This is a genomic window from Propionispora vibrioides (assembly GCF_900110485.1).
Classification (GTDB): Bacteria; Bacillota; Negativicutes; order Propionisporales; family Propionisporaceae; genus Propionispora; species Propionispora vibrioides.
In genome coordinates this window covers 1-12,440 of record NZ_FODY01000037.1, presented here as the reverse complement: position 1 = coordinate 12,440, position 12,440 = coordinate 1, and the positions used below count along the sequence as shown (strand labels likewise).

Annotated in this window: 15 protein-coding genes; 2 read left to right on the top strand and 13 right to left on the bottom strand. The window is 51.9% G+C overall.

The features are described from left to right. Positions 1-124 precede the first annotated feature (124 nt). The 8 genes from BMW43_RS21765 to BMW43_RS19495 all read right to left on the bottom strand — a co-directional run bounded on the left by BMW43_RS21765 (position 125) and on the right by BMW43_RS19495 (position 7,258). Positions 125-256: a hypothetical protein gene (locus BMW43_RS21765; protein WP_281246139.1), complete on the bottom strand. Its 132-nt coding sequence runs from the start codon at positions 254-256 to the stop codon at positions 125-127. 150 nt (positions 257-406) lie between these two features. Continuing rightward, positions 407-1,351 (bottom strand): ABC transporter permease, encoded by a 945-nt coding sequence (locus BMW43_RS19525; RefSeq protein WP_091751846.1) that lies wholly within the window; start codon positions 1,349-1,351, stop codon positions 407-409. 1 nt (position 1,352) lies between these two features. Continuing rightward, a complete protein-coding gene (locus BMW43_RS19520; RefSeq protein WP_177173694.1) occupies positions 1,353-2,414 on the bottom strand; it encodes an ABC transporter permease in 1,062 nt (353 codons plus the stop codon). Next, complete coding sequence (locus BMW43_RS19515) at positions 2,411-3,937, bottom strand: ABC transporter ATP-binding protein (protein WP_091751843.1); 1,527 nt, start codon at positions 3,935-3,937, stop codon at positions 2,411-2,413. Before BMW43_RS19515 ends, BMW43_RS19520 begins: the two co-directional genes overlap by 4 nt. Before the next feature lie 148 nt (positions 3,938-4,085). Continuing rightward, positions 4,086-5,186: a BMP family lipoprotein gene (locus BMW43_RS19510; protein WP_091751840.1), complete on the bottom strand. Its 1,101-nt coding sequence runs from the start codon at positions 5,184-5,186 to the stop codon at positions 4,086-4,088. Between the two features lie 125 nt (positions 5,187-5,311). Then, entirely contained in the window at positions 5,312-6,064 is a 753-nt protein-coding gene (gene udp, locus BMW43_RS19505) for a uridine phosphorylase (protein ID WP_091751838.1), read from the bottom strand. Between the two features lie 27 nt (positions 6,065-6,091). Continuing rightward, a complete protein-coding gene (gene deoC / locus BMW43_RS19500; RefSeq protein WP_218140736.1) occupies positions 6,092-6,760 on the bottom strand; it encodes a deoxyribose-phosphate aldolase in 669 nt (222 codons plus the stop codon). 42 nt (positions 6,761-6,802) lie between these two features. Further along, positions 6,803-7,258 carry a cytidine deaminase gene (locus BMW43_RS19495; protein ID WP_281246140.1) on the bottom strand — a complete coding sequence of 152 codons (456 nt, stop codon included), beginning with the start codon at positions 7,256-7,258 and terminating at the stop codon, positions 6,803-6,805. A gap of 98 nt (positions 7,259-7,356) precedes the next feature. Between BMW43_RS19495 and BMW43_RS19490 the strand changes: the two genes are divergently transcribed. Continuing rightward, positions 7,357-8,064, top strand: a complete 708-nt coding sequence (locus BMW43_RS19490) for a Crp/Fnr family transcriptional regulator (protein WP_177173692.1) — start codon at positions 7,357-7,359, stop codon at positions 8,062-8,064. A 109-nt stretch (positions 8,065-8,173) separates the two neighbouring features. Here BMW43_RS19490 and BMW43_RS19485 read toward each other — a convergent pair whose 3' ends face one another. The 4 genes from BMW43_RS19485 to BMW43_RS19470 form a co-directional block, all read right to left on the bottom strand. Then, on the bottom strand, positions 8,174-9,073 hold the full coding sequence (locus BMW43_RS19485) for a DMT family transporter (protein ID WP_091751826.1): 900 nt from the start codon (positions 9,071-9,073) through the stop codon (positions 8,174-8,176). Between the two features lie 29 nt (positions 9,074-9,102). Next, complete coding sequence (locus tag BMW43_RS19480; protein WP_091751902.1) at positions 9,103-9,924, bottom strand: AraC family ligand binding domain-containing protein; 822 nt, start codon at positions 9,922-9,924, stop codon at positions 9,103-9,105. Positions 9,925-10,162: 238 nt separating this feature from the next. Then, the gene (locus BMW43_RS19475; protein ID WP_091751823.1) at positions 10,163-11,041 is read right to left on the bottom strand and encodes a YybI family spore inner coat protein; all 879 of its coding nucleotides are present in this window, start codon (positions 11,039-11,041) and stop codon (positions 10,163-10,165) included. A 76-nt stretch (positions 11,042-11,117) separates the two neighbouring features. After that, positions 11,118-11,438 (bottom strand): carboxymuconolactone decarboxylase family protein, encoded by a 321-nt coding sequence (locus BMW43_RS19470; RefSeq protein ID WP_091751820.1) that lies wholly within the window; start codon positions 11,436-11,438, stop codon positions 11,118-11,120. Between the two features lie 172 nt (positions 11,439-11,610). Between BMW43_RS19470 and BMW43_RS19465 the strand changes: the two genes are divergently transcribed. Next, on the top strand, positions 11,611-12,036 hold the full coding sequence (locus tag BMW43_RS19465; protein ID WP_091751817.1) for a VOC family protein: 426 nt from the start codon (positions 11,611-11,613) through the stop codon (positions 12,034-12,036). A gap of 166 nt (positions 12,037-12,202) precedes the next feature. On the opposite strand, the gene BMW43_RS19460 is transcribed toward BMW43_RS19465, so the two are convergent. Beyond that, positions 12,203-12,440, bottom strand: a 238-nt coding sequence (locus tag BMW43_RS19460; protein WP_281246138.1) for a group II intron maturase-specific domain-containing protein, incomplete at its 5' end; no start/stop codon positions are given.

Below are 12,440 nucleotides of genomic sequence, written 5' to 3'. Positions count from 1 at the left end.
TGTACTTTTGATAGCATTCTTTAAATTTTTATAGCTGCTTTTATCCGATATTTTTCCCAACATCCTCACCTGCCTATGTAAAGTATCCCCTGCCGGAACGGATTCATCCGGTTCTTTAGTCTTTTCATCCTATCTTACATTCCACATGACCGGCCCATCTTCCTTGTCCCGCCGCTGCGGTAGCACAAACAGCAAAGATCCCTGCCGGCGCATTATCAGCCCGGCAGGGATCTTTGGGAACCACTGATTTATTCACACCGCGCAGCCCGGTGGTCCACCAACTCTGAAAATACAATTCCTTTACGGTCCTTTTTCCGTCTGGCTGCGTCAGCCAAACCTTGAAATAGGGACCGCTGTTCCTGTGGCTTTACTCCCCTGGCCGGCTCATTAAACCAGCGGCTCCCTATCAACGTTTACCGTGTTCAAACGGTTCACCCGAAGCCCGCGGCGGCTGTGAGGAGCGGGAAAACAGCACCAGTACCAGCAGGGTAATCACATAGGGGAATACTTTTAAGATAACACCCGGTATCTTCGCCAGCACCGGCGTCGCCTGCGCTACATTGGCAATGGTACTGGCAAACCCGAAAAACGCCGTTGCTCCCAGGATACCCAGCGGCTTCCACTGTCCGAAAATCAACGCGGCCAGAGCCAGAAAGCCCAGTCCGAACACCGTTCCGTTAAACTCACCGGAATAGGTGGTCAGGATAATGGCGCCGCCCAAGCCGGATAAGGCGCCGGAAATCGCCACGGCCAGATAGCGTATCCGGTAGACATTGATACCGGCCGCATCGGCCGCATGAGGATGCTCGCCACAAGCCCTGAGCCGCAGACCGAAAACCGTCTTGTACAAAACATAATAGGAAATCAGCAGGATAAACAGCACCAGCCAGGTGGTTGGATAGGTATTGGTAAAAAACAGTTTGCCGACTATCGGCAAATCGGTAAGCCCCGGCACGGAAAAGCGGGTAAAGCTGGCAACCTGGATGTTGCCGCTGCCCGTCAGATTACGGGCGATAAATACCGTCAAAGCCCCGGCAATCATATTGATTGCCGTACCGCTAATAACCTGGTTGGCGTTCAGGCTGATACTGGCAAAAGCATGGAGCAGCGAAAACAACGCGCCCGCCACCGTAGCCGCCAGCAGACCCAGCCAAAGTGCCTCTCCGGGCATGCTGCCCTGCAGGTTGGCAATGGTCAGCGCCCCGGCAAAAGACCCAACCACCATCAACCCTTCCAGACCGATATTCACCACGCCGCTTCGTTCCGAATATAAGCCGCCGAGGGCCGTGACCAGCAGTGGAATCATATAGGCTACCGCATACGGTGCAATTTGCTGAAGAATCACCCACATCTTACGCACCCTCCTTGCTTTGTTGTTTGCGCCACAGCCGGTCCAGGAACTTCTCAATCAGCACGCTGGTGGCCGCAAAGTAGATGATAGTGGCAATGATGGTATCGGCAATTTCCGGTGGAATGCTGGTCATGGCGTTCATGAACCCTTTGCCCGAATACAGTGTCCCAAAGAAGAGGGCCGCCGCCAGCACACCCCAGGGTGAATTAGCCCCCAGTAATGCCACAGCAATACCGTCAATTCCCTGGGACGGCAAAATGCCGATCTGAATATTGGTGGCATAGCCGCAGTATAAGGTCATGCCGCCCAGTCCGGCCAATGCGCCGGCGAGCATCATCGACACCACAATGCTCCGGCCGGCATGAATTCCGGCATACTCTGCGGCAAAACGGTTGAAGCCTACGGCTTTCAGCTCAAAACCGAGTGTTGTCCGCTGCAGCAAAAAAGCACAAAACACAACAGCCACCAAGGCTAATAGCAGACCGATATTAATATAAGACCCGTCAAACATTTGGGACAGCCAAGGCGTCCTGAGCGATGCCTCCAGCGGAATATTGCGCGATTCCGTTTCGAAAGAACCCTTAAAGTAAAGGGGCACAAAATAATACACCAGCCAATAAGCAATCCAGTTAAACATAATCGTGGAAACCACTTCATGCACATTAAAGCGGGCCTTGAACCAGCCCGGCAAAGCCGCCCACAAAGCACCGGCCAGCATAGCCACCAGGGCCATAACCAAGAGCAGGGCCGGTTTGTCCAGTGGTAAGGTCAGCCCCACCGCCGTGGCGCAAAACCCGCCAAACAGCATCTGGCCAGCCGCTCCGATATTAAATAGCCCGGTCTTAAAGGCGAAGGCCACTGACAAACCGGTAAAGATCAGCGGTGTCGCCGTTGCCAGCGTATTGCCCACCCGCTCAAGACTCATCAGACCGCCCCGGAACAAAAACTTATAGCCCGCCAGCGGATCATGGCCGGCAAACAGCATAAACAGCGCACCGGCAATGAGGCCCAGCAAAATGGTTGCCAACAGCGTGATCATTTCTTTTTGCTTATGAAAATTCATGCTTCCTGCCCCTCCTTGCCGATCCCGGCCATCATCAGCCCGATTTTGATTTCATTGGTTTCCGCTGCACTCACTGTACCAATCAGCTCGCCATGGCTGATGACGGCAATCCGGTCGGACAGATTCAGGATTTCGTCAAGCTCCAGTGATACCAGCAGCACGGCAAATCCCGCATCCCGTTGTGCCACCAGACGCCGGTGGATATATTCAATCGAGCCGACATCGAGGCCCCGGGTCGGCTGTACGGCAATCAACACGCGGGGATTCAGGCTGATTTCCCGCCCGATAATCGCTTTTTGCTGGTTGCCGCCCGACAGCGAACGGGCAGCCGTCACGGCCCCTTGGGCCGATCGCACATCAAAATGCCGCATAACCTCTTGTGCATACTGCCGAATGGCCGGACGGTTGAGCAAGCAACCTTTGGCAAAGGGTTCGCGGCCGTAAATTTCCAGAATGATATTGTCTTCCAGACTATAGTCCAGTACCAGCCCCCGCTTTTGCCGGTCCTCCGGCACATGGGCCAAGCCGGCATCAATCCGCTGGCGGACCGATAAATGGGTAATCTCCTGCCCGTCAAGCCAGATATGCCCCGCTTCGGCCTTTCTGAGTCCGGTAATCGCCTCAACCAGTTCAGTTTGACCATTGCCGTCAACCCCGGCAACACCAACGATTTCCCCGGCATGAACGGACAAAGAAAACTCTTTCAGCGCCGCTACCCTGGCATGGTTTAACACGGTCAGGTCTTCCACCTTGAGCAGTACCTCACCGGGACGGTATTCGCTCTTCGGAACGGTAAAGGAAACCTGACGTCCCACCATCATTTCCGCCATTTTCTGTTCGCTGGTGGTCGCCACATCGACAACTCCGACATACTTGCCCCGCCGGATGACGGTACAGCGGTCAGCCACGGCTTTAATCTCTTTGAGTTTATGAGTAATCAAAATAATCGACTTGCCCTCGGCCACCAGGTTTTTCATAATCTTCATCAGCTCGGTTATTTCCTGGGGAGTGAGCACGGCTGTCGGTTCATCAAAAATAAGCACTTCGGCATTGCGGTAGAGCATTTTTAAAATTTCCACCCGCTGCTGCATCCCGACCGAAACCTCTTCAATCTTAGCATCCGGATCAACGTTCAGTCCGTAATGCCGGGAAAGCTCCCGAATCCGCGCGGCCGCCGCCTTGGTATGAACGGTGCCGAACCGCTGCGGCTCCAGTCCCAGAATGATATTTTCCGTAACCGTAAAGTTATGTACCAGCTTGAAGTGCTGATGAACCATGCCGATGCCCAGTTCGTTGGCCACATTGGGATTGGTGATCTTCACTTCCTGGCCGCGGATAAAGATTTTACCGCTATCAGGCTGGTAGAGGCCAAATAGAATGCTCATCAGTGTTGATTTTCCGGCGCCGTTTTCCCCCAGCAGCGCATGAATCTCACCGGGACGGACGGTCAGCGTGATATTATCATTGGCTACAATTCCCACAAACTCTTTACGTATGTCCCGCATTTCTACGACATACTCCATCGCTTTGCCCCCTATAATTCATAATTGCTATGACCGGCTTCAACAAAAACAGGCCCGGACAGAAGAGCCGCTCACAGCAAGCTGCGTTCTCTCCGGTTCGGACCTGTTCTACGCTGAATCAGTCTTTCATTATTTATCGGTCACTTATTTAGCGAATCAGGCCGTCTCCCTTATCAGCTACGGTGATCTTGCCGCTTTGCAGGCTGGCAAATACTTCTTTCACCTTGCTGATAACATCCTCTTTCAGGTTAGGATTGGTCGCCGGAATCCCGACCCCATTGTTTTTTGCATTGAAGGTCAGTGTCTTGCCGCCGGGGAAAGTCCCTTCCTTCACGCTTTTCACCATATCATAGGAAGCCTCATCCACGCATTTCACTGCCGAAGTCAGGATAACCGACTTCGTTTTATCCGTATCGTAATAACCCTGAGCATACTGGTCAACATCAACGCCGATCACCCATACCGGATGGCCTGCCTTGGTCCGGGCCACCGCTTCGTTGATAACACCGACACCTACGCCGCCGGCTGCAGCAAAGACTACGTTAACGCCCTTGTCGTACATCTGCGCCGCCAACTGCTGACCGGCTGCCACGTCATTAAACGTACCCTGGTAAATTACATTTTCCGCTTTCAGAGTGATCTTGGTGCCCAGGTTGGCGTTCGCATAAGCGACACCCTGCTGGAAACCCCAGTTAAACCGCTGTACCGCCGGAATTTCCATCCCGCCGATAAAGCCGAACTCACCGGTTTTGATCTGCAGCGCTGCGGCAACACCGGCCATAAAGCCGGCTTCATGTTCGGCAAAATTAATGGACACCGTGTTGGGTCCCACTTTTACCTTGGAATAATCATTGCCCGGATGGGGCACACCGTCCAGTAAGACAAATTTAGTATCCGCATATTTTTCCTGAGCCGTGAAGATGGAGTTTTCAAACTTAAAGCCGGGAGTTATGATCAGACTGTAGCCGGCATCGTGCAAATTGGCAATTTCCTTGTCATAATCGGCTTCCGTAGTGCCGTTGGGACGCAGATATTTCGGCGTAAAGCCAAAATCCTTACCCGCCTTTACGATACCTTCCCAGGTTCCCTGATTGAAGGACTTGTCATCGATGGTTCCGGCATCGGTTACCATCCCTACCATCAGATTGCCTGCCGCAGGAGCTTTCGTGTCCTGCTTGCCGGAACAGCCGGCGAACACAACCGTCAGGGCCAGCATAAGAATTACCAAAAGCAAGCCTTTCTTACTCATCGTTTCTCCTCCTATTGGATTAAATTCGTCTCTATTACTTACCATTGTATGATCAAGCCCGCCGCAAAAAAAGGACACATGTCCACTTTGCAAAAAAAGATTTGTCCTCCTTGCCGCTTACCGTTCTACTTGCTCTGAGAAATTAGAATACGCACCGCCTCAACGGCCACTTCAATAGCCGCCTGCGTATCATGGACAGGCTCATTGGACAGACCGGCTTTTTCCCGCTCCTGATTCCAAACCACCGACAGCACGCAGCCCGCCCGGGCCCGTAATACGCCGGCCACCATATAGAGTGCGGCCGATTCCATTTCCGAGGCCAGACAACCAGCCTTAATCCAGGCATCCCATTTATTAAGCAGTTCGGTGCCGACAGGCATCCGGCCGGGATTATGCTGTCCGTAAAAAGAATCCTTGCATTGAACCACCCCGGTATGAAAGGATTTATCCAACTGCCGGGCTGCGGCAACCAACGCGCAGGTTACGTCAAAATCGGCAACGGCGGGATATTCAATAGGCACGTATTCCTTCGAAGTCCCTTCCATCCGGATTGCCGCCGTGGCCACCACCACATCGCCGCTCATCACCTGGTGCTGCATCCCGCCGCAGGTACCAATGCGGATAAAATTCCGCACTCCTGTCATGTATAATTCTTCCACGGCGATGGCTGCCGACGGGCCGCCAATACCGGTCGAAGTAACCAATACCCGTTCCCCCGCCAGCGTCCCGGCATACGTCCTATATTCCCGCCGGTTGGCGACAAACTGAGGATTTTCCAAAAGCTCTGCAATTTTTTCCACCCGCCCCGGATCGCCGGGCAAAATAGCATACTTAGCCCCTTGTTCCGGTGTCAGTCCGATATGATACAGCTCACTCATCGTAGTATCTCCCGCCTTTTCCCGATATTAATAGGCATTACTGCCAGCAGCACCGTTCATAATCGCCACTCCGGCACTGGTGCCCAGCCGGTCGGCTCCTGCCTCCAGCATGGCCCGGGCGCTTTCGCAGCTGCTGACCCCGCCGGACGCCTTAACTTGCAGCTTGTCTCCCGCGCACTCTCTTAACAGACGGACATCCTCCACCGTTGCCCCGCCACCGGCAAAGCCGGTAGACGTTTTAACAAAATCCGCGCCTGCCGCCAGAATGGCTGAGCAAGCCCGGCGTTTTTCCGCTTCAGTCAGCAGGCAGGTTTCAATGATTACCTTGACTACCGCCCGGCCGGCTACCGCCTGCACCACTGCGGCAATATCCGCCTCCACATAGTCCCAGCTACCGTCCTTTACTGCGCCGATATTAATCACCATGTCGACTTCGCCGGCACCGTTCTCCACGGCATCCAACGCCTCTGCCGCCTTCAGCCGGGTCGTAGCGGCCCCCAGGGGAAAACCGATGACCGTACATACCAGTACGGAGCTGCCACTCAGCAGCTTGAACGCTTCCTGCACCCGGCAAGGGTTGACACAGACTGATTTAAAGCCGTACGTTCTGGCTTCCTGGCACAAGGCGGTAAGCTGCTCCCGGCTGGCCTGCGGTTTTAACAAGGTATGATCAATTCGCTTGGCAATCGACTCCACAATATCTCCTCCAACACACTAAATTTATAGGCACGCCGTTTCTTATTCGCCTGCTTTATGAACAGCGGCAGACCGGAATACGGCGGGCAGGATCTCCTTAAACGAATAGACGGTATATTCATCCCGGCAATTACCGCAAATCAGTATAAATTCCGAGTCTACAAATTCACTTAAGAATTGCAGGCATAAGCCGCACGGAATGCCCGGCTCCTCGCCGGATACGGAAACAGCGATTTTGACAAACTTTTGCCGGCCTTCACTGACGGCTTTTACCACGGCCGTCCGTTCAGCGCAAATGGTGCCGCCGTAGGAAATATTCTCCACATTGCAGCCGGTATACACCGTACCGTCCTCACAGAGCAGTGCCGCGCCCACCTGATAGCCGGAATAAGGAGAATAGGCAAACGACCGGGCCGCAGCGGCCTGCCGCAATAAATCCCTGTCTTGCATCTCCTTCACCTCCTTCTTTTCATTGTTCCATAAATAGGAGCTTTTAATAAAATTTTATTATGGAAGGCCAAATAATGATAGGACACATGTCTCTCTGTGTGGAAAAAGAAATACATACATTTTTCTGCGATAAAGGAGGACTGCCCATGCCGGCACCGAACGATCCCCTGTCTCAGTATGAACTGGACCTGCCTGCCCCGATTAAACAATTGCTGCAGAATATGCTCAAGGTTTGCGGCGATGCCGCCGTCTGGGTGACACTGCGGAAGAATACCCCCATTGTTAAGGCTCACGATCCCAGTACGCTGGTCTATCTGGTTGTCAGCGGCAGTATGGAGGCCCTAGCCGAATTTCCCTCGGGCATCCATTATTCGTTCAGCAAATTCACCGCTTTTGATATGATCGGCGAGTTGGAGGCCATTACCGGCGATGAGCAGTACGCCATTACCGTAAAGGCCCTGACAACCTGCAAAGCCTTCTGTCTGTCCAAAGAAGCCTTTTTAGACTGGCTGCGTCAATGCCCGGACGCTTCCCTGACCGTCTGCAGCCTGCTGGCCGAAAAGCTGTTTTTGCAGCTAAAAGTCAACCGCAGTTTTTTATTTTTAGACTCTATCGACCGCTTTTCCCTACACCTGATTGCCTGTTACCAACGACAGAACTTAAATGCCAAGCTCTGTCTGCACTCGACCCGTCAACAAATCGCCGATGAAATCGGTTTTTGCACCAAAACCGTCAACCGCTGCGTCAAACGGCTGACTGAGCAGGGTTATATCAGCCTGGAGCACAACAAAATCATCGTGGACCAGGAGCAATACCAGCGGCTGCTCGCTTTGGATATTAAACCAAGCTATTAAACACTCTTTAATAAAAAAAGAACCCGCTTCTGCCGGATTCTTCAAGTAACCCTATATTGACTGAGAAAACGTTTCTACAAAATCAGCCTTCCCGGCAGTATTTTACCGTTCACTCGCTTTCCACACGCTCCCGTACCGGAAAGCAAAACTTGCGCTCCGAAAAAAACAAGCCGGTCAGCGTAAATGCCATCCCGACGACGGCCAGGCCGGTAAGCTGTTCTTGCAGTACAAGGGACGCCGTGACTGCCGTGATGACCGGTACCAGGTAAATATAGACACTGGTTTTAACCGCACCTAAAACGGTAACCGCCACATTCCAGGTTACAAAACAAAGCGCTGATGCACCCAGGCCAAGAAATAAAAGATTGCTCCAATTGACCGGTTTTAGCATTTGTCCGAGGTCGGGAATAAACCCGAACACTCCTAAAGCAGGCAGCATGAACAAAAGTCCGTACAGGAAAATCCGGCGGGTTGTCTGAATGGTATTGTACCGGAAGCCGGCTATCTTCTTAGTTAAAATAGAGTAAGCCGCCCATACGACAGCCGCCAGCAAGGCCAGCAAATCACCTAACGGATTCAGGCCCGCCATGGCACGGCCGTTAAAGCTGATGAGAAAAATGCCTGTCATGGCCAGCGCAAAGCCGAGAAAAAACTGCAGCCTTAACTTCTCACCGTCTAAAAACAAATGAGCAAACATGGCCGTAAAAAAAGGCGCCACTGAGAGGATAGTCCCCACGTTGGAGGCAAGCGTATAGGTCAGCGCTATATTTTCCAGTAAAAAGTAAAGGGTAATGCCGCAAAGCCCGGCCGCCGCAAAATGCAATTCCTGTTTTTTTCCCTGCCAGGGCAGTCTGTACGGATAAGCCAGCGATAAAGCAATAAACCCGATGACAAACCGCAAAAACAAAATTTCCACCGGCGAAAACGCCTTCAGCAGGACTTTGGTGGAAATAAAGGTGGTTCCCCAGATGAAAATCGTGAGACAGGCCAAGGCATGTCCGGTAAGCATTAACACATCCGCCTCCCATCAAATATATATCAGCGCGGTTCCTCAAAAATTTTCTTATACTGCCGCGGTGTCAGCCCAATCAGCTTTTTAAAAAAATGAGTGAAATGGCTTTGATCGGCAAAGCCGGTCTGCAGGCCGGCCTCCAATGGCGCCACGCCCTGCTCCAACAGTTGTTTGGCCCGGGTGACCCGCAGCGTGGCCAAATAGCTATACGGTGAAATCCCCTTTTGCTTCGTAAAGGAGCGCAATAAATAATACTTGCTTACCCCGACAGCCGTGCTTAACTCATTTAATGTAATGTTTTTCGTATAATTATTTTCAAGATACTCGCAAATCCGCTCGGTTTCCGGACTTGAACCGTCGAGGCCGGAGACCGTCGTTTGATCCGTATACTCAGCCATCAATTGTCCCAGCAGCCAAAAGAATCTTTCTTCTTTCCTAAAATCCGGTTCTTTCGCCAGGATCATAGCATGCAACTCCCGCAGAGAAGCAACCAGCTCACTGTGAAACACCACCGGTTGGATAAAATAAGGCAGGTATTCCCGCCCCGTTATTTCCAGTGCAGCTTTTCGCATAACCTCGGGCTGCACATTGATGCAGCGGTAATCCAGCGGCCGGCCGTCGATCTGTTCACAGGTATGATTGTCTCGGGGATTAAACAATAGCAAATCGCCCGGCTCTATGGTGTATTCCTTATTTTTGCAGGACAAATAACGCCGCCCATTTTCAATGAAACCAATAACGTAATAATCGTGAAAATGATTGGGAAACTTCTGCATAATCCCTTGGAATCGATACGCCTCCACTGTTAATTCCGCATCATAAATGACTGTCCTTACTTCGGGCTCCACCGCCAATTCCTCCTCCTGTGTTCTCTACTATTAACTGTATCATAAGTCAGCCGGCCGTTCTTGTATGATATTGCTCCCCCGCCCCGTTTGGCGGTGATTTTTTTGCCTGTTTCATTAATATAATATGGATAAAACCAAGGAGAACGCCGGTAGCGTTCCCCCTGGTTTTATCCATATACTAACTACATACTGCATCTGCCAAGCCACTTCGCTTGAGGCCTGCTCATACCCACGTTTACTACGGGCGGGCCGGAGTCGCTTGCCCGCTTCCCATCGGAATGGTAACCCGGACAGATGTTGCCTGCCAGGCCGACCCGCTGTATTTAAGCACAGTCTCGATATCCGCCAGTCCATCAGCCCGGTAGGCGCCGGAAATGCGCTGCAGTCCTGTCAGCTCATACACCCCGTCGCCATCAATATCCGCTGCCTCCATCCGTCCGTACGGCGCAGGCATAGCCCGGTTATCCCCAACCAACGTTCCATTTTCTTTATACAAACCCAAACGTACATAATCTGCCTGACGGTCATGCAAGTCCAACAGCAAAGTCCTGCCGTTAAGCCGGTTTTTCAGTTCCACTTTCCAGCCGTCCTGAAAAGTACCGGTCAGATAGGCTGTTTCATTGTCCTGCTTGCCGAAGATTTCTTTAGCCTCACCGTTCCGGAAAGTAACAATATTGTGGTAATACCACCCACCGCTGCCGCCGGAAGCGGTCTCCACATACACATCGTCGACATGATCACCGGAAAAGTCCCCGAGAAACAGCCGGGCATCATAACCGCCCACCTGCTCCAGCGGCTTGCGGTAAAGCGAATTGTCCTGACCGTTTTTAACAATAAGGCAAAGATCGGCGGCGTAAATGGAATCGGCCTTCTCCTTGCGGCCTACCAGATACACCGTATCGGCAATTCCGTCGCCGGTTACGTCGCCCTGCTTGACGGTCAACATTGAATAGCCTTCCGGCAGCTCAGGCCCCGTTGCTGCCACAGAACCGCTGCGAGTAGTGCCAATGATTTCTCCTTGCTCATTATAGACAGGCTGGGACAATACGCTTGCATCGGCTGACGACACCACCAGCCCCAGCAACCCAATAACAACAGCCAGTGTTTTCTTATACATGCCATAACTTCCTTCCGTTTATACCAGACTTCACAAATATAAACGATATTTCTTCTTAAAAGTAACGGCTTATTACTTATTCATTGTCAAAAGCCTGCAAGGCAACAGGCAATGCCTGAATCACCGTATTCCCTGCCGCCGGCAAACCGACCAGGATGGCACTGATAATTTCCTCCCTGGTGGCCCCCAGTCCTTTGGCATGTTTTACATGAAATGGCAAACCACCTTCCAGGCGCAATGCCGCCAGTACGGCAATATAAGCCAGTTCCTCGGTTTTGCCGTCCAGTTTGCTGGCCGCCCCCAATTTCTGCACGGCCTCCAGCCATGCTGCCTGATGACCGGGAGCTTCCTTCATAAACGTTTGAAAAGCATTGCTGACCTGTCCTGTTTCAGCCATTCTACCTGCCTCCTTATCATAATGCCGTTTCTCTTTATCTTACCGCAATTCTGCTATATAATTCCATTATATACCTATAATTCCTTTCTCATCCTGACAAATACAAATACTTCCCTATTTCCCGCCATCTGTACAGACTGACTATCTCATAAAAACGCAAGGAGGATCTCAGATGCGACAAAAACTAACGTTAATTACCCTGGGCGTAAAAGATCTGGCTGCCGCCAGTCAATTTTACCGTGACGGGTTAGGTTGGCAACCGTCTAAAGCCAGCCAAAATCAGATTGTCTTTTTTGACGCAGGCGGCGTCGGCTTGGCCTTATATCCCCGCGACCTGCTGGCCGAAGACGCCACCGTGCCTTCGGCCGGTTCAGGCTTCACCGGCATCACCCTGGCCCATAACACCAAGAACCAGGAAGAAGTGGACCAGGTTTTGGCCCGGGCCGTACAGGCCGGTGCTACACTGGTCAAACCAGCCCAAATGGTATTTTGGGGCGGCTACAGCGGTTATTTTGCCGATCCTGACGGCTATTTGTGGGAGGTGGCCTGGAATCCTTTTATCGAATTCGATGAAAACGACGCTTTAATCTTCCCCTAAGCCTTAACCCAGGGAATAATGGCGAGGTTATTTTCCGCAATATAAGGTATTTCTTCTCGGGTCCTTCTCGGTCGAGTAGAGGCGGAACTCACATTCCAGCCCCCCTCACGGAACCGGACTTGCCCTATTAAGGCATCCGGCTCTTCATAGCAGCATTTACTTACGTTTAGCCATAGATATTCACATAGATTCTCGCTTTTGCTAGCGGGAATCTATCTGTTAGTTTTGCAAATCCTTCCCACGTCAAGCTCTTCTTTTGGCTTCTGCGATTGAGTATTTCAAACAATTTACGCCGTACGCAGTATCCAAAGGTATGGATTCCATTGCTGTTGTCGGTTACCCCATAGTAGCGAAAGTGCCCAACCAGCTTGGCATTTATCTGTTTGATCAAGGTTCCTAGCTCC

Excerpts from the sequence above, each read along its gene's own strand:
- BMW43_RS19475 (WP_091751823.1), bottom strand. The coding sequence starts at position 11,041 with ATGTATAAGAAAACACTGGCTGTTGTTATTGGGTTGCTGGGGCTGGTG.
- BMW43_RS19510 (WP_091751840.1), bottom strand. The coding sequence starts at position 5,186 with ATGAGTAAGAAAGGCTTGCTTTTGGTAATTCTTATGCTGGCCCTGACG.
- udp (WP_091751838.1), bottom strand. The coding sequence starts at position 6,064 with ATGAGTGAGCTGTATCATATCGGACTGACACCGGAACAAGGGGCTAAG.
- BMW43_RS19520 (WP_177173694.1), bottom strand. The coding sequence starts at position 2,414 with ATGAATTTTCATAAGCAAAAAGAAATGATCACGCTGTTGGCAACCATT.
- BMW43_RS19515 (WP_091751843.1), bottom strand. The coding sequence starts at position 3,937 with ATGGAGTATGTCGTAGAAATGCGGGACATACGTAAAGAGTTTGTGGGA.
- BMW43_RS19485 (WP_091751826.1), bottom strand. The coding sequence starts at position 9,073 with ATGCTTACCGGACATGCCTTGGCCTGTCTCACGATTTTCATCTGGGGA.
- BMW43_RS19465 (WP_091751817.1), top strand. The coding sequence starts at position 11,611 with ATGCGACAAAAACTAACGTTAATTACCCTGGGCGTAAAAGATCTGGCT.
- BMW43_RS19470 (WP_091751820.1), bottom strand. The coding sequence starts at position 11,438 with ATGGCTGAAACAGGACAGGTCAGCAATGCTTTTCAAACGTTTATGAAG.
- BMW43_RS19490 (WP_177173692.1), top strand. The coding sequence starts at position 7,357 with ATGCCGGCACCGAACGATCCCCTGTCTCAGTATGAACTGGACCTGCCT.
- BMW43_RS19525 (WP_091751846.1), bottom strand. The coding sequence starts at position 1,351 with ATGTGGGTGATTCTTCAGCAAATTGCACCGTATGCGGTAGCCTATATG.